Source organism: Erysipelotrichaceae bacterium 66202529, assembly GCA_017161075.1.
In the GTDB taxonomy this organism is placed as follows: Bacteria; Bacillota_I; Bacilli_A; order Erysipelotrichales; family Erysipelotrichaceae; genus Clostridium_AQ.
The window spans coordinates 24123-44299 of sequence record CP046174.1; the positions used below are offsets into that span (position 1 = coordinate 24123).

A 20177-nucleotide genomic window follows, 5' to 3' on the forward strand; every position below is an offset into this window, starting at 1 on the left:
GATATGGAAAAAGTATTGGTTATTGCAGGGCCGACAGGAGTAGGTAAAACAAGCCTCAGTGTGGAGCTGGCAAAAGCCTGCAAGGGAGAAGTTATCAGTGGTGATTCCATGCAGGTATATAAGGAAATGAGTATCGGAACAGCGAAGATAACAAAAGAGGAAATGCAGGATATCCCGCATTATCTGATTGATCTGTGCTCCTTTACAGAAGAATATAATGTCAAAATATTTCAGGAAAAGGCGAGAGAGTATATTCAGAAAATAACAAAATCTGGGAAGCTTCCCATTATTTGCGGAGGAACCGGCTTATATATTAAATCCTGTTTGTATGACTATAAGTTTGTGGATCAGAAGGAAGACAGTGATTTTATGAAATTTCTAACAGAGCGAAGTGAGGACGAGCTTTGGGGAATGCTGTCGGTGATTGATCCAAAAGCATGTGAAAATCTGCACCCGCATAACCGCCAGAGAATCGTACGTGCGTTAGCTATGGCACATGCGGGAGAAAAGAAAAGTGAGATTGTTGAGGCGCAGGAGCATCAGCCGGTATATGATGCTTATATTATCGGTTTGACTATGGATCGTCAGCGCTTATATGAAAGAATCAATGCAAGAGTGGATCAAATGATGAAACAGGGTCTGCTGCAGGAAATCGAACAGCTGCATAACCGGTATGCGGATGTATGGGAGCTTCAAAGCTTCCAGGGAATTGGCTACAAGGAATGGAAAAATTATTTTCAAGGTAGTGATGATGTTAATACCTGTGTGGAGAGTATTAAGAAAAATTCACGTAATTTTGCGAAGCGCCAATATACATGGTTCCGTAACCAGATGCAGGTACACTGGTATGATGTGGAAGCAGAAAATTATAAAGAGCAAATTTTAAACGATGTAAAAGCATGGATGGAGAGCTGATATGGAAACACCTTTACAAAGAATGGAGCTTCTCATTGGCGAACAGAAGCTGGAACAGCTGAAGCATTCCTCTGTTATGATTGTCGGTGTCGGGGGCGTTGGCTCTTATGCTGCGGAGGCGCTGGCACGAAGTGGTATCGGAACACTGATTCTGGTTGATGGAGATACAGTTGCCCCCAGCAATCTTAATCGTCAGATACATGCGGTATATGCAACTATTGGCAGATCAAAGACAGAGGTCATGAAGGAACGTATTGAAAGCTATCGTGAGGATTGTACAGTGATACGTAAGGATATGTTCTATAAGGAAGAAAACAATGCAGAGCTGTTTGATACATCGGTGGATTTCGTCATTGATGCAATTGATACTATGAGCAGTAAGCTGTCTCTGATACGTTACTGTATAGAAAATAGGATTCCGTTTATCAGTAGTATGGGAATGGCAAACCGCCTTGATCCGACACAGGTGGAGTGCTGTGATCTTATGAAAACAAGCTATGATCCAGTCGCAAAAATCATGCGCAATCTGGTAAGAAAACATCATATAAAAGGGAAGATACAGGTTGTTTTTTCCAGGGAACAGCCAACGATTCAGACAAAAATCGTCAATGAAAACGGTGTTACCAGAAAACAGAAAATGCCGCCGGCAAGTTCTCCTTTTGTTCCATCCGCCGCAGGACTTGCAGCAGCTTCCTATGCGATGCGAATCCTACTGGAGAAAGGAGAAAAACATGGAAAATGAAACCCTGAAGCTTATTAGAAACCGAACCTCCTTACGTGCATACGATTCTGCTCCTCTTACTGAGGATGAGGAAAATACGATTATTGAGAGTGCGCTGCTTGCACCAACAGCAGGGAATCAGATGCTGTATTCCATGATTATTATCCGTGATGCAGAAAAGAAAAAGAGATTGAGTAAGCTGTGTGATTATCAGATGTTTATCCAGTCTGCACCCTTTATAATTATCTTTGTGGCTGATCATCACCGCTGGTTTGATTATTATCGAATGAATGGTGTTGAAAAATTTGCGCAAAAGCATAATCTGGATTTCACACCGCCTGCAGAGGGTGATCTGATGCTGGCAGTTGAGGATGCGATGGCGGCTGCACAAAACAGTGTCATTGCAGCGGAATCCATTGGAATCGGTTCCTGTTACATTGGTGATATTCTGGAAAATTATGAAACAGTAAAGGAATTGTTAGAGCTGCCAAAGGAGACCTTCCCGATTGCCATGCTTTGCTATGGACATTATAAGCAGGAGTATAAAAAGGTTTTCAGTAAACGCTTCGATAGAAAGTATATCGTGTTTGAAGACACGTATCGTCAGCTACAAGAGGACGATTACGAAAAAATGTTCGCAGAACGTGCGGAAAGGGAGTTTCTGACACAGAATAAATATGCTGCCAAAAATTATGCACAGCAATTTTATGCCCGAAAAACCGGTGCGTCCTTCAGTAAGGAAATGACAAGAAGCGTGAAGGAAGCATTAAAGGAATGGACAGGGAACGTATAGCTGTAAGTATCTCTTTCAATTTTATAAATGAAGAGGGTGAATATATAAAGAATATGTACTCTCCTTCCATATATAAATCAAACAGCTGAACATACAAAAAGCTGTTGTAATGTATGTAAATGATATCAATAAACGATCATGTAGTGGTACATGGTCTTTTCTTATTGCTTATGTGTAATCCATCTCTAGGGGGATGCAAGTCTTTGTTAGCATTGACAACTATATCGAGGTGCTATATAATATATATAGAGATACGATATATAGCATTACAATATAGAAAGAGGATATGGACATGGATGAAAAAATAAAAAGAATCTACGTTCCAATGACAGAGACCGGTTTTTATATATTGTTTTCATTGCAGGAGGAATGTCACGGCTATCATGTAATACAGTATGTAAAAAGGTTAACGAATAACGAGGTTGTCATCAGTGCAGGAACCTTGTATGGAAGTCTGTCAAAAATGGAAAAGGATCAGTTGATTACCTTTACAAGAGAAGAAGAAAAAAGAAAGTATTATAAAATAACTGAGCTGGGCAGAGAAGTGCTGAAGCTGGAGCTGCAACGAATCAACAGACTGTTTATCAACAGCAAAGGAGAATACTATTATGGAAATGAAAAGGGTATTTAAGTTCTTTTCACTTGCAGAATACGGAGAAGAACAGAATTTTCTGGAAGAGATGCATCAGAAGGGCTGGAAGCTGAAAAGCTATAGTATTATAAAAGGATATATTTTTGAGAAATGCACGCCTGAGAAATGGATCTATCAACTGGATTATCGTGATGAAGTTGAGGATGTAAACTCCTATCTGCAGCTGTTTAAGGATTGCGGCTGGGAATATGTGATGATGTTTAATTCCTTTTACTACTTCCGCAAGAAAGAAGCTGGAGAAGATAACAATACAGAAATCTTCAGCGATCGGGAAACACGGCAGGAATACTGTGCATCCATTTATAAACGAAGTATATACCTTACTCTGTTTTGTGCAGTCTTTTTTCTAATAATTATGGTGCCGAATCTGTGGAAGGCAATCCGTATGTTTGACAGAGAGCCTTGGTTTCTTATTGTCTTTTTAATTATTTCCGGCATTATGTTATTTGAGCTTATATTTCTAATTCGCTGTACATTGAAATTATATAATGCGAAGAAGAAACAGGAAAGTGCATAGCATTAGTCTAAAAATGCTTGTGTTCATAAGAAAAGATCCCTCCTTTCATAAACAACGTTTTATTTATTTCTGTTGTCTACTTTAGAGGGATCATATCAGAATCTAAAAGGTAACTTGTATCATTTTTCATATTACGAAAGCGAAATGAAGCCGTTATTCACACGGCTTTTTTGCCGCTGATATAAGTTATATATTGTAATTTCGTTTGCCGAATATAACGGTACCCAGCCGTATCGTATTAGAGCCGTGTTTTAAAGCAAGCTGATAATCACTGCTCATACCCATGGAAAGATAACGAATTTGCTCAGCACCGTATTCACCTTGCAGCTTATGATAAAGTACATTCATTCGTTCAAAGCATTCCTCAATACGTTCATCATCTGCATCCAGCGGCCCTACACACATCAGTCCCTGTACATCTAAATGCTTGAATTGCATACACTGCTTCACAAAAGCAGAGCATTCCTCCATATAGACGCCGGTTTTATTTGCTTCTCTGGAAATATTTACTTCAATCAGAACAGGCATAATCTTATCGATCTTTGCACATTGCTTTTCTATTTCTTCCGCAAGACGCAAACTGTCCAGGCTTTGAATCATATCTGCCAGAGGAACTACATCTTTAACCTTATTACGCTGCAAATGACCAATCATATGCCACTGATAGCGTGCATCGTATTTTTCTTTTAGCTCCTGTACCTTGTTTTCACCAAATACACGGCAGCCACAGGCATAGGCTTCGTCAATTTCTTCCTTTGTATGTGTTTTACTTACCGCAATCAATGTAACATTGTCAGGCAGATTCTTTTGTATTTCCTGAAGCTTCTTTTTATCCATATTGCATCACCTGTATCCTATTATAACACTATTTTGTATCAATCGAATAAAATTTGAATTTGAAGTAATATCAATATGTCGCATGCCTTTACGCTTTCAAAAAATCATATAATGCTATTTTTCAAAAAATACCGGTGAAAAGAATACCAGTAAACTATCGGTATAAAGGAATACAAGTTTCCATTAGCATGTTACAGTAATGCATATCTTATAGCTATGAAACCGTTTATACATTAAGGGATGAAAATAGTAAAAAAGATTTCCGCAATTCACACATTACGGAATGTCTGCTTCTAATATCAGATATGCGACATCTAAAGGGAACATATATAATGAAGCAATTCATTATCTCTTATATGTTTATGTGATATCGTCAGATCAGATTTTGCGTGTGAGTGCAGTAAACGTGAACATTGCTTGCATATTCAGATATAGAAAAGGGAGCTGTAGCTCTTATAGTCAATATGCTTTGACTATTTGCTACAGCCCCGATCTGGCAGGTATGCTGCCTGTATGTTGAAGGGAATGAATGAATTTCCCTATCACTATCTTATGCAGACCCTGCTATTTTATACAGGAATTTTGTTTATAATGCAAAATATCATATGATATATAAAATTCAGGATAACCCGGCATACGGGCATGCTCATACGACCTGCTGAATCACACAACAGGGATAAAAAGTCTTTATCAAATTTATTTATAAGAAAAGAATACAGGCGTCTGTGAATGAAAACAAAGGAAGCATGGTAAATCTCTTTGTAGTGCAATAGCTGAATATGCTATAATGATAGGGTCTAGTTAAAGGAGTGTCGGGCTATGAACAAGGGATTGTTTATCACATTTGAAGGAAATGACGGAAGCGGGAAAACCACCATCAGCAAGCTTGCATATGAAAGACTGAAGGAAATGGGATATCCTGTCATATATACAAGAGAACCGGGAGGAATTGATATTGCGGAACAGATACGCAAGGTCATTCTGGATCCTGCAAACACTGCAATGGATGAACGCTGTGAGGCATTGCTGTATGCGGCTAGCCGGCGGCAGCATCTTGTGGAAAAGGTACTGCCTGCACTGAACGAGGGAAGCATTGTATTATGTGATCGTTTTGTGGATAGCTCACTTGTATATCAGGGTATTGCAAGAGGAATCGGTATGGAAGAAGTATATGCAATCAATCAGTTTGCTATTGAAGGTCATCTTCCGGATGCCACCGTCTTCCTGTCTGTTGATTTTGAAACAGGCTTATCCCGTGTCACAAGCCGCGGCAACAAAGACCGACTGGATAACGAAAGTATGGAGTTCCATAAACTGGTAGCACAGGGCTATGAGCTCATTAAAGAGAAATTCAAAGACCGTATGCATATTGTGGATGCCAATGCAGATGTGGATACAGTTCTGAATAACACAGTGTCCTGTATTATGGAGATTATAAAAAACCATGTTTAAAGATATTTTGAGAGAACAGCAGCCGGTTGTATATCATACCCTTCGCAATGCACTGGAGAATGACCGCCTGGCGCATGCCTATATGTTTAGTGGACCGAGCGGTACACCGAAAAAGGAAACGGCATATCTTCTTGCGCAGAGTCTGGTATGTGGACAGCCGGGCTTTGCTTGTGAAACCTGCGATACCTGTGAAAGGATCATACATAACGAATATGCGGATATGATCTATCTGGATGGGACAAGCGTATCAATCAAAAAGGATGATATTTTAAAGCTTCAGCATACCTTTGCGAAAACTGGATTGGAGAAAACGGGAAAGAAAATATATGTATTGGATCATGCGGAAAACGCAACACCCGATGCATTGAATTCACTCTTGAAATTTCTGGAGGAGCCGGGCAGTGATATGATCGCGATTTTGATTGTGGAACAGCTGGACAGAGTGCTGCCAACAATTATATCGCGATGTCAGAATATTCCCTTTACAGCGCTGAGTGCTGCGCAATGCTATGAAGCAGTTCAGGAAGAGCTGGAAGCGATGGATGCCTATCTGCTCAGTAATATGATCCGGCAGAAATCAGAGATTATGGAAGCTGCGGAAAGTGAAGATTACCAGCATGCCCGTTTCTTAATGAAAGGGATGCTGGAGCGTTATCTTTCTTCTCCCTATGATGCACTGCTCTTTCTGCAGGTGGAAGGATTTCCGGCAAAGCAGAAAAAATATGGAAAACAGGCTATGCTGTATCTGATTGATATGCTGTCTATATTTTTTAAAGACAGCCTGAGAAATAGCCGCAAACAACCAGATGCCTGGTATCGGAATATGCTGGAGCAGTATCAGAAAAAAAACATGGATATGGTTGCAATTCTGCAGATTCTCATGCAGACCAAGGATACATTGCTGCGTTCGGTCAACCTGCAGCTGCTTGTTGATCAAATGCTGTTTAGAATGAAAGAGGTGACAAAATGACACAGAATCAGCCGGAAGAAAAAAACGGAAATGGAAAAGGAAATACGAATCAGAAGCAGGATAGAAGAAAGCATCACGACAGAAATTTCGAACAGAAAAAAGATATGAAGCACAATCCAAAACACGATGGCAGACCTGCTGTAAAGCCAGAGACAAAGGAAGTGCGCACGGATACGAAAAAGGAACAGAAACAGGAACAGCGTCCAATGCAGAAGCAGGAGCATAAAAAGCAGAATCACAATGAACATAAGCCGGAGGGCCGTGTTTATAAGTACATAGCATTTGTTTCCTTTAAGGATTCAAAAAAAATCTATACCTTTGGCACAGATGTTGATGAATACCGTGTTGGCGATGATGTTGTCGTGGAAACAATACGGGGTCTGGAGCTTGGAAAAATCGTAAAGGAAACAGAAGCATTTCTATCAAATGGAATGGAAATAAAGCCGATTATCCGCAAAGCAAGCACCCGTGATTTAAAACAGGTACAGGAAAATGCAGAAAAGGCAAAGAAGGCTATGGATATCTGCGCGGAATGTATCCGTAAGCTCAATCTGGATATGAATCTGATTGAAGCAGAATATACGCTCGATTGCAGTAAGATTATATTTGTATATGTGGCGGATGAACGTGTAGACTTCCGTGAATTGTTAAAGGAGCTGGCAAGTATATTCAAATGCCGCATTGAGCTACGTCAGATAGGGCCGCGCAATAAATCAAAAATTATCGGTGGATTGGGAACCTGTGGAATGGAAACCTGCTGTTCCCGTTTCATGAATGATTTCGACGTGGTATCCATCAACATGGCAAAGAACCAGCTGCTGGCTTTAAATATTCAAAAGCTGAGCGGACAGTGCGGTAAGCTGATGTGCTGTCTGAAATTTGAGGACAGCCAGTACAAGAGACTGCGTGAGGGACTGCCGAAGATGAATTCCCAGATTGAATATAAGGGAAGCCGCTATCGTATCACCAGCATGAACGTTTTACTTCAGCAGGTTAAGATAGAAAATAAAGAGGATGTACAATTCCTTTCCTTTAAGGAATTGTGGCCTGATATTGATTTCTCCGATCGGTAGGTGAACAGAATGAATCGTCAGAAAAGTTTTGAAAATGAAAAAGCAACACTGTATGTGGTGGCTACTCCTATTGGAAATCTGCAGGAAATGACACCAAGAGCATTGACGGTACTGGAGTCTGTAGATGTAATAGCGGCAGAGGATACCAGAAACACATTAAAGCTGCTGACACATTTCGGTATACATACAAGACTGATATCCCATCATCAGCACAACGAGGCACAGAGTGCAAACGGACTGCTGGAGCTTTTGCGTCAGGGACAGGATATTGCCCTTGTGAGCGATGCAGGATATCCGCTGATCAGTGATCCGGGCTGTGTGGTGACACAAAAGGTTATTGAAGAGGGCTTTAATGTCGTGCCGATTTCCGGAAGCAATGCCATGCTAAATGCACTTGTATCAAGCGGTATGGATACCAGACACTTTCTGTTCTATGGATTTTTAAAATCGGGGGAGAAGGAACGCATACGGGAGCTGTATGAGCTGAAATATTATCCGTTCACTATGGTTTTCTATGAAGCGCCGCATCGCATAAAAAAGATGCTTTTTTCCTGTCTGGAGGTTTTAGGAAACCGGCAAATCTGCCTGGCCCGGGAGCTTACCAAAAAGCATGAGGAATTTCTCCGCGGTACGATTGAGGAAATTCTGGAAACAGCAGATGAGCTGAAGGGTGAAATGGTCATCGTCATGGAAGGTTCCAGAGAAACAAAGGAGCCGGGGGAGGATTCTGCCATGCCGCTGGTGCATGAACAAATCAATTCCTATATAAAGGAAGGCTTGTCAACCAATGAAGCAATTAAGCGGGTGGCAAGAGAGCGCGGACTCAGTAAAAATGAGATTTACAAGCAGTACCATGGATTATGCTGAAAGAGCCTGGAAAGGGCTCTTTTTCAAAAGAGAGGGTGATGAATATGGAAATAACACAGGATGTCTGTCTGTATGCTGATATGCTGCAGTGCAAAAGGTCAGGAGGAACGGTTTTATATGAAACAGAGGATGCATTGCTATTACAGGGGAGAGTATCAAAAATTTTATATAGTGCTGCCAGTTCGTTAGAAGCCGGCAAAAGGATCATCGAGCATCTTCCTGTACATTTTGATATACTGGTTGCTCATGATAAATATACAGAGCCCTGGCTGAATACTATGCGTAATCTGACCTGTGAACTGGAATGTGTACATTGTGTCTATACGAAGACTGCACCACCTGAGATACAGCTTCCGGATGGCTTTACAATACAAAGGCTGGATACTAGACATATGCAGATGATAATTTCACTGTATCGTCATTCCATGGAATCTCTTGCGAATGAGAGCTATATCGGAGAATGTCTGAAGGATGGTATGTATGGAGCTTTTCATGGTGATGAGCTGTGCGGCTTTATCGGTGTTCACGATCAGGAAAGCATCGGTTTGCTGGAGGTGCATCCAAATTGGAGAAGAAAGGGACTGGCAGTCGCTTTGGAGCAGGTGATGATAGCTAAGCAGCTGGAGCGGGGAAGATTACCCTATGGTGAAATTGTATCTGATAATACAGCCAGCATCCAGCTTCAAAGAAAAGCAGGTATGATCACAAATGAAAAGCTAACCTACTGGTATTTTCCCTGAATATTCATAAAATCATCACACAAGGGTATGTATTTCAAGTTATAATACAGATAGAGGTGATAACATGAGCAGGCTGTTAATAGTAGATGATGAGGAACGAATCAGAAGCATGATTCGCAAGTACGGCGAATTTGAGGGACATGAAATTGAGGAAGCAGTTGATGGTATGGATGCTATCGAGAAGTGTAAGCAGGCAGCATATGATTTGATTATAATGGATATTATGATGCCGAATCTGGATGGCTTTTCTGCTGTAAAGGAAATCAGGAAGGATGCTTCAACACCTGTTATTATGCTGTCCGCAAGAGGAGAGGAATATGACAGGATTCATGGCTTTGAAATCGGTATTGATGATTATGTGGTAAAGCCGTTCTCACCAAAGGAGCTGATGATGCGCGTTAGTGCGATATTGAAGCGTTATCATGGTGATCAGAATACAAAAAAGAAGGATATCTATACATATGAAGGATTGAAAATTGATTTTACTGCGCGTAAGGTTTTTATTGATGATAAAGAACAGGAAATGTCACCAAAGGAATACGTACTTTTATTTTATCTGGTACGTAATGAAGGAATAGCTTTGACAAGAGAGCAGCTGATACATGATGTCTGGGGCTATGATTTTTATGGTGACGACAGGACGCTGGATACGCATATTAAGCTGCTGAGAAAAAGTCTGCAGGATTACAGCCGCTTAATAGTAACCCTGCGCGGTGTAGGTTACCGGTTTGAAACAGAAAAATAAACAGAAACCAGACTTTCTTCCAAAAGCTAAAAAGCCAATCAGCGTCAAATGGAAAATTTTTGTCACACTGGTATTCTTTATTATCATTATCATCGCCGTTCTCTGGTTTTTTCAGGTCTTCTTCCTGGAAAAATTCTATATGTTTATCAAATCCAATTCTGTAAAGAATGCAGCAAATGAGGTAAATGAGGTAATTACACAGAAGCTGGATGGTACCATGGATGCTGATACCTATAAAACGAAAATTTCCAGCATTGCGCGTAATGGTGATTTCTGTGTCATTGTCTATGATGAGGATACCAGTAAGGATCCAATCATGGGAAATGAGGGGGATGGTAAATGCATGCTCAGCAAGTCAACCAGCTATGCTGCTCATGCGGATGTTATAACGAAGCTGAAACAGGAGGCGATGACAAAGGATACAGGCATTGCTTCTAAATTGATTGAAGACAATGCCAAGGTAGAGGTTCCTTTTGAATCCTTTCGTTTTTCTTTAACAAAGGAAGGTCTTATGATACCGCGTCCCGAAGCCTTTCCAACAAGAATCACATCAGATATAAAAAATGATGGTCGCAATAAAGAAAATATGAAAATTTCCAAGGGAGTACAAAACATGACCTACATCAGTGTAGTCAGAGGAAGTAATTCCCATATGAAAATCAGTGTAATCAATGCACAGCTGACGCCTGTAAATGCGACGATTGAAACAATCAAAACACAGTTTATCATCATTGCGGCAATATTGACGATCGTTGCGCTCCTTCTTGCCTTTTATCTTTCAAGAAAGATTGCACGTCCGATCATTTCTATTAACAGCGGTGCGAAGACACTTGCGACAGGACAATATGATGTGGCATTTAACGGCAAGGGATATCTGGAAATAGAGGAGTTGAGCAATACCTTAAATTATGCCGCAAAGGAGCTTAGCAAGGTGGAAAATCTGCGGCGTGAGCTGATTGCGAATATGAGCCATGATCTGCGCACACCATTGACGATGATCAGCGGATATGGAGAGGTAATGCGTGATATTCCTGGTGAAAATACACCGGAGAATGTACAGATTATCATAGATGAAACTAAGCGGCTAACCAATCTGGTAAATGATATGCTGGATCTTTCCAAGCTGCAGGCAGGGGTACAGGAGCTGAATGCTGTACAGGTGAATCTCACAAAGGAAATACAAAGCATTATCAAACGGTATGAAACCTTATTGAAACAGAATGAATATGATATCCGCTTTGAATATACAGAGGATGTTACGGTTCTGGGAGATATCATTAAGCTGGATCAGGTTATTTATAATTTAATCAATAACGCAATCAATTATAGCGGGGAGGATCATCAGGTCATTGTGCGGCAACGGCTGCATGAGGACAGCGTACGTATTGAAATCATCGACCATGGTCCCGGTATCGAAAAAGATAAGCTTCCGTATATTTGGGAACGTTATTATAAGGTGGATAAGACACATGTACGCTCCAAGGTTGGCAGTGGACTTGGTCTGAGTATAGTAAAGGCAGTCCTGGAGCTGCATAAGGCAGCGTATGGGGTACATAGTGAGGAAGGAAAGGGAAGCATTTTCTGGTTCTCTTTGCCTTACTGCAAAACTGAAGAAGCAGATATAATGAAATAGCAGCTTTTTACTGTAATGATATCCTGTTTCCGAAGTCTGATGGTAATGGAAAATCACAATAAAAATATGTAACAGATTATAATATAGAAAAGCGTATGATATTCGTATGAATATTGTACGCTTTCTTATTTAGAAAAAAAGAATACAATGGCAACGCCTAAAGGCAGCACCCTGTATCCTCTAATTTTCATCTTCTGTTAATCTAAATCTTCACCATTGGACGCAATTACTTTTTTATACCAATAAAAGGAGTCCTTTCTGCTGCGATTATAGGTTCCGTTTCCTTTATCATCAGCATCCACATAAACAAAACCATAACGCTTTTTCATTTCTCCTGTACCGGCACTGACAAGATCAATACATCCCCATGGACAAAAACCAATTAAATCAACATTGTCAATATCAACGGCATCCTTCAGCGCTTTGATATGTTCTCTTAAATATTCTATACGATAGCTGTCATGAATTTTACCATCCTCTACTACATCGATGGCACCTAAACCATTCTCCACAATCATAAGTGGTATTTGATATCTTGCATAAAGTTCATTTAGTGTATAACGCAGCCCTAAAGGATCAATTTGCCAACCCCAATCATTTGCCTTTAAATAAGGATTTTTAACACCGCCAAATAGATTTCCCTTTGTTTTTAAAAGGGAATTATCCGTTGAAATACAGTTACTCATATAATAGGAGAAGGAAAAGAAATCTACTGTACCAGCCTTTAAAATTTCGTTATCTCCTTCCTCCATTTTGATTTCTATATTATGTTCTTGCCATATTCGTTTTGCAAAATAAGGATATTCACCCTTTACCTGTACATCCCCACAATAATAATTGCAGTATTCCCATGATTTTTGATTTGCTAATTGATCTTCAGGATTACATGAATAAGCATAATTCGCTGTTAAAGCAACCATACATCCAATCTTAAAGTCTGGATTGATTTTATGTCCTAATTGAACAGCTTTTGCTGATGCGATAAATTGATGATGTAAAGCCTGAAACCTCTGCTGTGGAATGTCTACCTGATCATAATTAGAGGTTGTTCCTTCATTAAGAATACCTAATCCCAGATATCCACCAAAGGAATATACTCCCGCATTGATTTCATTAAATGTCAGCCAAAATTTAACTTTATGCTGATATCTTTTAAATATAGTATCACAAAACTTAATATATAAATCAACTAATCTTCTATCTGCCCATCCATTATACGTTTCTGTTAAATAAAACGGATTTTCATAATGTGATATGGTCACGATTGGCTCTATGGAAGCCGCAAGCAGTTCATCGAATACGTTGTCATAAAACTGTAAGCCTTCTTCATTTGGAGTTTCTTCGATTCCCTTTGGAAATATTCTGCTCCATGAGATGCTCATACGAAACGCCTTGAACCCCATCTCCTTCATCAATGCAATATCTTCCTTATAATGATGATAGAAGTCACTTGCTTTATGATTTGGATAGAACAAATTTTCATCGATCGTTTTCGTGATATATCTAGGCTCCTTCAACGAGCCATTCGTCATCATATCACAGATACTTGGACCTTTTCCTCCTTCATTCCATCCTCCTTCAAATTGATTAGCGGCAGTAGAACCACCCCATAAAAAGTTTTTTCTCATGTTCTCTATCTCCTAACTACTAGTTTTCTTTTTCTTTAAATAAAAGCAAGGTTAAAACGAATGTTACAACCATAGCAATCACAACACCGATTATATAATTTACAAAGTTCATAATATCTGTTGACATGAATCCAGCTAAGGCAAATACACCCAAACCACTCATTGCGACTAATTTTGAACCCATAATTCCTGCATAACAGCCACCAACAAAGCCGCCGATAACAGATGCGATAAGTGGTGTTTTAAATCTGAAATTGACCCCGAAAAGTGCAGGCTCTGTAACACCGGCCAGAAAGGCAGTTAAGGATGCTGAACTGGCAACACCTTTTGTATTCCTGTTTTTGGATTTAACGGTTACCGCAAACGCTGCAGCAGATTGTGTAAAGTTCGCAATATAACAAGCTGGAATTATCAATGGATCATAGCCAAATTTAGTAAAGAATGACATGCAGACCGGAGCCAATGTAGAATGCATTCCTGTTACGATTAGAATAGGATATATTCCTGATAAAATACCTACACCTAAAAATCCAACATTGTTATAGATTTCTTCCACGATCCATGTGATTCCATCGCCTAAAACAATTCCTGCAGGAGCTATCAGGCAAAGCGTAAGAGGCAGCATAACAATAACAGTACACAGAGGAACCATCATAATTCTAATGATTTCCGGCATCACTTTTTTAAAGAACCGTTCCACATAACTCATTACAAATACAACCATAATAGATGGGAATATCATATTTGTATATGTAGCTGCATAAATAGGCAATCCAAACAGTGTAACAGATGTGCCTTCTGTAAATGAATTCATTAGAGAAGGAAATACTAATAAACAGCATAAGCCCATCGCCAAGCTGGGATCAGTCTTAAACTTTTTAGCAGCTGTATACGCTACAAAAATCGGCATAAAATACAATGGAGCATCACTTGCATATCCTAAAACAAGATAGGTGGAGGATTCTGCCGGAAGAATACCTACAAGATTCGCCAGAACCATTAAAACCTTAATCAATCCCGTTGCCATGAAAATCGGAATCAAAGGTATGATGGAACCTGTGATACCTTCTAATATTGCCGCAAAGCTGAATTTCTTTTTCTCACTATCCAGATTTTCATTAACGGCGTCCTGCTGTGCAAGCCCTGTTTTTTTACAAATCAGCTGATAAGCATCACCTACAGCTTGACCAATGATGATTTGTAATTGCTCACCAGACCACTGACAACCCATAACCCCCTGTACTTGCTCTATAGCTTCTTTTTCCACTAAGCTTTTATCCTTCACATTAAAACGTAAACGTGTAATGCAATGCGTGAAAAATGTTATATTTTCTTTTCCACCGACCAGATCAATAACACTATTTGCTAAATCTTCGTATTTTTCTTTCTTCGCCATAAATCTTTCTCCTTTTATTTTTTTATGAATATATATATGCAAACAATGTATTTCGCGCGATAATACACTGAATTTGCCTAAAATAAAACCTCAACACAAAAACACATAAAAATACTGTGCTCTTATGTTGAGGTAATGCCCAACTTAATGGTTACAATCCTCTCTACTACATAAGCGATTGATATGTAACATCAGATATAATAACTCTTCTTCACTAAGAGTCCAAGCCAATGCTTCTATCAAATATTCCCTGATATGAAGGACACAATGAAATGTGTTTTCATATGTTTCTTTCATATAATCGTACATTTTTTTATTCTCACTTGCTATCGCTGTATCCTGTTCTCTGCGCTTTAGCAAATACTGTAAATGTGATACGAATCTGGAGTAATTAAAGCCCTCCTTATCAATATGAATAGCAAAGTTCTCTTCAATCATATTGGTAAGATCGTTTATAATCTGCTTTTCATTAACTTCATCTGTTTCATTTCTCTGCATATTCTCAGCATTGATGAAATGCAAAGCAATACTGACAGCCTCATCTTTTGATAAATGAACATTCATTTCTTTATTGATAAGTCTAACAGCGAACTCGCCGATATACATTTCATTTTCATATAAATACTGGATATCATATACAAATGGCATTTTAATATCCATATTTTTTTTATATCGGTCAATCGCGAAATTGATATGATCCGCAAGTGTAAATACAATATTTGAATTTATTTCATTCATAATTCGCATTTTTGCCTGATCTATAATTTTTATGCTTAATGCAAATACATCTTCTGAAATCTCATTCAATAATCCTAAATAGCTTGGATTGATGCCATAATAGGTCCTCCAGATTTTATTCAAATCTGTAAGCTCATATGGGATTTTAGGAAATCCGATTCCTTTTCCAAAAGCGATCAATTCATGTCCATCATTATCGATACAAACTGCTACATTGTTATTGATTTTCTTAATGACCTTCATGAATATTTCTCCCTTCTGCTCCTAATCAAATGAAATAACTTTATCCTCCCCCATTATAACATGACCTCCAGCGTCTTCGATAGTCATTTTGTATTCACTGGTATTCGTTACAACCATTGGTGTTGTTAGATCAATGCCTTGTTCTTTCATAAATGCTCGATCAATTTCTATCAACGGTGTTCCTTTTTTTACCTTGTCCCCTGTTTGAACTAATGCATGCAGTCCCTGACCATTCAGATTCACTGTATCCAGCCCAATATGAATAAGTATTTCCGCACCGTTTTTCGCTGTAATCCCCACTGCATGGGAGGTGTGTGCAACCAGTGCGATGATGCCATCACAAGGCGCATAAACGACTGAATCTTCAAATTGGAAGCCAATGCCATCACCCATCATCTTTTCAGCGAACACTTTATCAGGAACCTGTGTGATGGCAATTGTTTTTCCTGTAACCGGAGCATATAATGTGATATTTTCTTTCTTTTTAAATACACCAAACATAGGATACCCTCCTTTCTGACAAATAAAAAAACTCCTCAGCAGCTTACACAAAAAAACAGATTTGATTCTGTTTAAGGTAATGCCTCCCGAAGAGTTACAATCCAATATTTTTATTTGCATCTATATCTTAGCACCCGATGAAAACGTTGTCAATAATATTTTTTGGTAACGTAAAAAAGGAAAAATATAGTGGGATGTGCTCCTGTTCACGATTCACAATGCAGGAAACAAACAAATAAACGTTCTTTTTATGCAAATACTATTTCACAGCTTATCATGAGACTGTATTTATTTTTTAAATAACAATCTTTAGCGAGTCATACGATTTTACATGCCCTTAGATTTTTTAGGAAAGGGAGTATATAGAAGAAACAAAATAGCTGTGTTTAGCATCTTACTATTATGAAAATAGCGGTTAAAGATAGTCTGAAAATCACAGATATTTCTATTTAACCCAGTTTAAATAAAAGAAAAATCACAAGAAAAAAGCTTACACATTTTCATGTAAATAAAAAAAAGCATTTACAGTCCCACAAACGCTGAAATTGAGGTATAATAAATGGCAGAGCAAATAGAGATGAAGGTTCATCTATAACATAAACAATTTGAATACACGTAAATACCGCGTGTATTTTCTATTGTCATTGTTCTAGGTTAAGGAGGATTCTATGATCACTAGCATTAAGAAAAGGGACGGACGTGAAATACATTTCTCTCCGGAAAAAATCACAAGAGCTATTTTCCTGGCAGCAAGCAGAGTGGCACAGGAGGAAGGCAGCAAGGCAGATTATGAAACAGCGGAAATACTGACGGAGAAAGTCGTAAATCTTCTGAATAATACATACCAGGGTACAACACCAACCGTGGAAAACGTACAGGATGCAGTTATCAAGGTACTGATTGAAACAGGTCATGCCAAAACGAGTGAGGCATATATTCTGTATCGTGCAGAACGTACAAGAATCCGCAGTATGAAAACAAGACTGATGAAATCCATTGAGGAAATCACATTTGCGGACAGCAATGATGCGGATATCAAACGTGAGAATGCCAATATCGACGGTAATACAGCTATGGGAACTATGCTGCAGTACGGTAGTGCGGTATCCAAGGAATTCTGTATGAGTCAGCTGATGAATCCACAGCATGCGGCTTTACACGAAAACGGGGATATTCACATCCATGATATGGATTTCATGAACATGGGTACGCTGACCTGCTGTCAGATTGATCTGGAAAAGCTGTTTACCGGTGGTTTTTCTACCGGACACGGACATTTGCGTGAGCCTCAGGATATCACAAGCTATGCAGCTCTTGCAGCAATCGCTATTCAGAGTAACCAGAATGACCAGCACGGCGGACAGAGTATTCCAGCATTTGACTTCTATCTTGCAAAGGGTGTTGCAAAGACATTCCGTAAGGAATATATCAGCAATCTGAATAAAGCTCTGGAGCTGTTTATCAATCTGGATGCCGATGTAAGAGAGCCATTCAAGGCTGTCGAAAAGGAAACAGGAAAAACAGCAGCAATGATCATGGACGATACCTTCCTGCATTGTCTGAACAATATGCTGAAGGAAAACTTTGGACTTGGTGAGGATCAGATTGAATTGATCAATAAGTTTGCATACAAGGAAGCAAATGTAGCAACGAGAAGAAAAACATATCAGGCAATGGAAGCCTTTGTACACAACCTGAATACAATGCATTCCCGTGCAGGGGCACAGGTACCATTCTCCAGTATCAACTTTGGTACGGACATGACACCGGAGGGTAGACTGATCAGTGAAAACCTGATGCTCGCACAGGAAGCAGGTCTTGGAAACGGAGAAACCCCGATTTTCCCAATTCTGATTTTCAAGGTAAAGGAAGGCATCAATTACAATCCGGAAGATCCAAACTATGATTTGTTTAAGCTGGCAATGCGCGTATCTGCAAAGCGTCTGTTTCCAAACTTCAGCTTTATGGACGCTCCCTTCAATAAACAGTATTATAAAGAAGGTCATCCGGAAACAGAAACGACATACATGGGCTGCCGTACCCGTGTTATGGGCAATATCAACGGGCCGGAAATTGCGACAGGACGAGGAAATAATTCCTTTACCTCAATCAATTTGCCGCGTCTGGGTATCAAGCACGGTGTTGCCGTAAACGGTGAATTTAACGAAGCTGCCTTCTTCAATGAACTGGATGAGAAGATGGAAATTGTGATTCAGCAGCTGCTGGAGCGACTGGAAATTCAGGGGAAAAAGAAGGTTAAGAACTTCCCATTCCTGATGGGACAGGGTGTATGGATCGGCAGTGAAAATCTGAGCTGGGAGGATACGCTGGAGGAAATTATCAAGCAGGGAACTCTGACGATTGGATTCATCGGACTTGCGGAATGCTTAAAGGCATTGATCGGAGAGCATCACGGAGAAAGTGAAGCTGCTCAGAAGCTCGGCTTGAAAATCATCGGCCATATGCGTGAGGTCTGCGATGAAGCAACAGAAAAATACGGTCTGAACTTTTCTCTGATCGCCACTCCGGCAGAAGGTCTGTCCGGAAGATTTACACGAATTGATAAAAAGGTTTACGGAATTATTCCGGGTGTTACAGATAGAGATTATTATACAAACTCTTTCCATATTCCGGTATATTATCATATAACAGCATTCAAAAAAATTCAGAAGGAAGCTCCTTACCATGAATTTACGAATGGCGGACATATTTCCTATGTGGAAGTGGATGGTGATCCTACCAATAATCTGGAGGCATTTGAATCTATCGTGCGCTGTATGAAGGATGCAGGTATTGGTTATGGAAGCATCAATCATCCGGTCGATCGCGATCCTTGCTGCGGATACAGCGGTGTTATTGAAGGACATATCTGCCCGAAATGCGGCAGAGATGAGCGCGAAGAAGAATATAAATTTGAAAAGATCCGGCGAATCACCGGTTATCTGGTAGGAACGGTAGACCGCTTCAATGATGCAAAGGCATCTGAAGAACGGGATCGTGTAAAGCATGGATAATACAACCATACGGCTTGCTTCTCCTATGCAGGAGGACAGCTTTGTGGATGGCCCTGGAGTGCGCATGGTTTTATGGACTCAGGGCTGTATACATCACTGCTTTAACTGCCATAATCCGCAGACCTGGGATATGCAGGGAGGAAGTGTTTATTCTGTTGAGCAGCTGCAAAAGCAGATACTTGCTTCGCACTTGCAAACCGGACTGACTCTTTCCGGAGGCGAACCGTTTCTGCAGGTAGAGCCGCTGCTGGAAATCATAAAGGCGGCAAAGGAAAAAAAGCTGAATATCTGGGCATACAGTGGGTTTACCTTTGAGGAGCTGCTTGCAGATCAACTTAAAAAAGAGCTGTTAATGCAAATTGATGTATTGGTTGACGGAAGGTTTGTGAATGAGTTAAAGGATTACCGTCTTGTTTTTAAGGGAAGCCGCAATCAAAGGATTATAGATGTACAGAAGTCTTTAAAAAGCGGTAAAGTAATTCTTTCAGAAAAGGATGAACAGAATCAGAAGCTGAATAAAGAGGATATGGCGAATGCTTAGCTGTATCCTTTTCTTATACGCAATGTCACCATATTTGTAATTCATGACAGCGGTAGGTATTCAATGCTTGCATAGAAGGTAGAAATTAGCCTATACATAAAAGGGTGAATATCTTCTAAAAACGTTGTTCGATCATAGCAGATATTGGTGATAGCTGGCAGAAAAGCGGGTATTCTACTTACAGTTGATAAAAACGAAACA

At 39.7% G+C, this 20177-nt stretch carries 19 protein-coding genes; 14 read left to right on the forward strand and 5 right to left on the reverse strand.

The genetic code is table 11. The features are described 5' to 3' along the window. The first annotated feature begins 3 nt into the window (after window positions 1-3). The 5 genes from miaA (at window position 4) to GKZ87_00120 (ending at window position 3598) form a co-directional block, all read left to right on the forward strand. Window positions 4-915: a tRNA (adenosine(37)-N6)-dimethylallyltransferase MiaA gene (gene miaA, locus GKZ87_00100; GenBank protein QSI24000.1), complete on the forward strand. Its 912-nt coding sequence runs from the start codon at window positions 4-6 to the stop codon at window positions 913-915. 1 nt (window position 916) lies between these two features. Further along, a complete protein-coding gene (locus GKZ87_00105) occupies window positions 917-1657 on the forward strand; it encodes a tRNA threonylcarbamoyladenosine dehydratase (GenBank protein ID QSI24001.1) in 741 nt (246 codons plus the stop codon). Next, complete coding sequence (locus tag GKZ87_00110) at window positions 1647-2429, forward strand: nitroreductase (GenBank protein QSI24002.1); 783 nt, start codon at window positions 1647-1649, stop codon at window positions 2427-2429. The genes GKZ87_00105 and GKZ87_00110 overlap by 11 nt, the downstream gene beginning before the upstream one ends. Window positions 2430-2721: 292 nt before the next feature. Continuing rightward, a complete protein-coding gene (locus GKZ87_00115; protein ID QSI24003.1) occupies window positions 2722-3060 on the forward strand; it encodes a PadR family transcriptional regulator in 339 nt (112 codons plus the stop codon). Beyond that, window positions 3038-3598 carry a DUF2812 domain-containing protein gene (locus GKZ87_00120; GenBank protein ID QSI24004.1) on the forward strand — a complete coding sequence of 187 codons (561 nt, stop codon included), beginning with the start codon at window positions 3038-3040 and terminating at the stop codon, window positions 3596-3598. The genes GKZ87_00115 and GKZ87_00120 overlap by 23 nt, the downstream gene beginning before the upstream one ends. Before the next feature lie 186 nt (window positions 3599-3784). On the opposite strand, the gene GKZ87_00125 is transcribed toward GKZ87_00120, so the two are convergent. Further along, window positions 3785-4435 carry a YggS family pyridoxal phosphate-dependent enzyme gene (locus tag GKZ87_00125; GenBank protein ID QSI24005.1) on the reverse strand — a complete coding sequence of 217 codons (651 nt, stop codon included), beginning with the start codon at window positions 4433-4435 and terminating at the stop codon, window positions 3785-3787. Between the two features lie 819 nt (window positions 4436-5254). On the opposite strand from GKZ87_00125, the gene GKZ87_00130 reads away from it, so the two are divergent. The 7 genes from GKZ87_00130 to GKZ87_00160 all read left to right on the forward strand — a co-directional run bounded on the left by GKZ87_00130 (window position 5255) and on the right by GKZ87_00160 (window position 11915). Beyond that, window positions 5255-5887, forward strand: coding sequence for a dTMP kinase (locus GKZ87_00130; protein ID QSI24006.1), 633 nt, complete (start codon window positions 5255-5257; stop codon window positions 5885-5887). After that, window positions 5880-6857: a DNA polymerase III subunit delta gene (locus GKZ87_00135; GenBank protein ID QSI24007.1), complete on the forward strand. Its 978-nt coding sequence runs from the start codon at window positions 5880-5882 to the stop codon at window positions 6855-6857. Before GKZ87_00130 ends, GKZ87_00135 begins: the two co-directional genes overlap by 8 nt. After that, window positions 6854-7930 (forward strand): stage 0 sporulation protein, encoded by a 1077-nt coding sequence (locus GKZ87_00140; GenBank protein QSI24008.1) that lies wholly within the window; start codon window positions 6854-6856, stop codon window positions 7928-7930. Before GKZ87_00135 ends, GKZ87_00140 begins: the two co-directional genes overlap by 4 nt. Before the next feature lie 9 nt (window positions 7931-7939). Beyond that, window positions 7940-8797 carry a 16S rRNA (cytidine(1402)-2'-O)-methyltransferase gene (rsmI, locus tag GKZ87_00145; protein QSI24009.1) on the forward strand — a complete coding sequence of 286 codons (858 nt, stop codon included), beginning with the start codon at window positions 7940-7942 and terminating at the stop codon, window positions 8795-8797. Window positions 8798-8841: 44 nt separating this feature from the next. Next, window positions 8842-9537, forward strand: a complete 696-nt coding sequence (locus tag GKZ87_00150) for a GNAT family N-acetyltransferase (GenBank protein ID QSI24010.1) — start codon at window positions 8842-8844, stop codon at window positions 9535-9537. Between the two features lie 64 nt (window positions 9538-9601). After that, window positions 9602-10282 (forward strand): response regulator, encoded by a 681-nt coding sequence (locus GKZ87_00155; protein QSI24011.1) that lies wholly within the window; start codon window positions 9602-9604, stop codon window positions 10280-10282. Further along, window positions 10266-11915, forward strand: coding sequence for a HAMP domain-containing protein (locus tag GKZ87_00160; protein QSI24012.1), 1650 nt, complete (start codon window positions 10266-10268; stop codon window positions 11913-11915). The genes GKZ87_00155 and GKZ87_00160 overlap by 17 nt, the downstream gene beginning before the upstream one ends. Window positions 11916-12112: 197 nt before the next feature. On the opposite strand, the gene GKZ87_00165 is transcribed toward GKZ87_00160, so the two are convergent. From GKZ87_00165 to GKZ87_00180, 4 genes are all read right to left on the reverse strand, one after another. After that, a complete protein-coding gene (locus tag GKZ87_00165) occupies window positions 12113-13543 on the reverse strand; it encodes a family 1 glycosylhydrolase (GenBank protein QSI24013.1) in 1431 nt (476 codons plus the stop codon). A gap of 19 nt (window positions 13544-13562) precedes the next feature. Further along, entirely contained in the window at window positions 13563-14939 is a 1377-nt protein-coding gene (locus GKZ87_00170) for a PTS glucose transporter subunit IIC (GenBank protein QSI24014.1), read from the reverse strand. Window positions 14940-15083: 144 nt separating this feature from the next. Further along, window positions 15084-15920, reverse strand: coding sequence for a PRD domain-containing protein (locus GKZ87_00175; GenBank protein ID QSI24015.1), 837 nt, complete (start codon window positions 15918-15920; stop codon window positions 15084-15086). Window positions 15921-15941: 21 nt separating this feature from the next. Then, window positions 15942-16421 carry a PTS glucose transporter subunit IIA gene (locus GKZ87_00180; GenBank protein ID QSI24016.1) on the reverse strand — a complete coding sequence of 160 codons (480 nt, stop codon included), beginning with the start codon at window positions 16419-16421 and terminating at the stop codon, window positions 15942-15944. Window positions 16422-17089: 668 nt separating this feature from the next. Between GKZ87_00180 and GKZ87_00185 the strand changes: the two genes are divergently transcribed. Both GKZ87_00185 and nrdG read left to right on the forward strand, forming a co-directional pair. Beyond that, window positions 17090-19435: an anaerobic ribonucleoside triphosphate reductase gene (locus tag GKZ87_00185; protein QSI24017.1), complete on the forward strand. Its 2346-nt coding sequence runs from the start codon at window positions 17090-17092 to the stop codon at window positions 19433-19435. Beyond that, window positions 19428-19976: an anaerobic ribonucleoside-triphosphate reductase activating protein gene (gene nrdG / locus GKZ87_00190; protein ID QSI24018.1), complete on the forward strand. Its 549-nt coding sequence runs from the start codon at window positions 19428-19430 to the stop codon at window positions 19974-19976. Before GKZ87_00185 ends, nrdG begins: the two co-directional genes overlap by 8 nt. Window positions 19977-20177 lie beyond the last annotated feature (201 nt).

Bases quoted from the DNA above. Each gene is read 5' to 3' on its own strand.
- miaA (QSI24000.1), top strand. From the start codon at position 4: ATGGAAAAAGTATTGGTTATTGCAGGGCCGACAGGAGTAGGTAAAACA.
- GKZ87_00105 (QSI24001.1), top strand. From the start codon at position 917: ATGGAAACACCTTTACAAAGAATGGAGCTTCTCATTGGCGAACAGAAG.
- GKZ87_00110 (QSI24002.1), top strand. From the start codon at position 1,647: ATGGAAAATGAAACCCTGAAGCTTATTAGAAACCGAACCTCCTTACGT.
- GKZ87_00115 (QSI24003.1), top strand. From the start codon at position 2,722: ATGGATGAAAAAATAAAAAGAATCTACGTTCCAATGACAGAGACCGGT.
- GKZ87_00120 (QSI24004.1), top strand. From the start codon at position 3,038: ATGGAAATGAAAAGGGTATTTAAGTTCTTTTCACTTGCAGAATACGGA.
- GKZ87_00125 (QSI24005.1), bottom strand. From the start codon at position 4,435: ATGGATAAAAAGAAGCTTCAGGAAATACAAAAGAATCTGCCTGACAAT.
- GKZ87_00130 (QSI24006.1), top strand. From the start codon at position 5,255: ATGAACAAGGGATTGTTTATCACATTTGAAGGAAATGACGGAAGCGGG.
- GKZ87_00135 (QSI24007.1), top strand. From the start codon at position 5,880: ATGTTTAAAGATATTTTGAGAGAACAGCAGCCGGTTGTATATCATACC.
- GKZ87_00140 (QSI24008.1), top strand. From the start codon at position 6,854: ATGACACAGAATCAGCCGGAAGAAAAAAACGGAAATGGAAAAGGAAAT.
- rsmI (QSI24009.1), top strand. From the start codon at position 7,940: ATGAATCGTCAGAAAAGTTTTGAAAATGAAAAAGCAACACTGTATGTG.
- GKZ87_00150 (QSI24010.1), top strand. From the start codon at position 8,842: ATGGAAATAACACAGGATGTCTGTCTGTATGCTGATATGCTGCAGTGC.
- GKZ87_00155 (QSI24011.1), top strand. From the start codon at position 9,602: ATGAGCAGGCTGTTAATAGTAGATGATGAGGAACGAATCAGAAGCATG.
- GKZ87_00165 (QSI24013.1), bottom strand. From the start codon at position 13,543: ATGAGAAAAAACTTTTTATGGGGTGGTTCTACTGCCGCTAATCAATTT.
- GKZ87_00170 (QSI24014.1), bottom strand. From the start codon at position 14,939: ATGGCGAAGAAAGAAAAATACGAAGATTTAGCAAATAGTGTTATTGAT.
- GKZ87_00175 (QSI24015.1), bottom strand. From the start codon at position 15,920: ATGAAGGTCATTAAGAAAATCAATAACAATGTAGCAGTTTGTATCGAT.
- GKZ87_00180 (QSI24016.1), bottom strand. From the start codon at position 16,421: ATGTTTGGTGTATTTAAAAAGAAAGAAAATATCACATTATATGCTCCG.
- GKZ87_00185 (QSI24017.1), top strand. From the start codon at position 17,090: ATGATCACTAGCATTAAGAAAAGGGACGGACGTGAAATACATTTCTCT.
- nrdG (QSI24018.1), top strand. From the start codon at position 19,428: ATGGATAATACAACCATACGGCTTGCTTCTCCTATGCAGGAGGACAGC.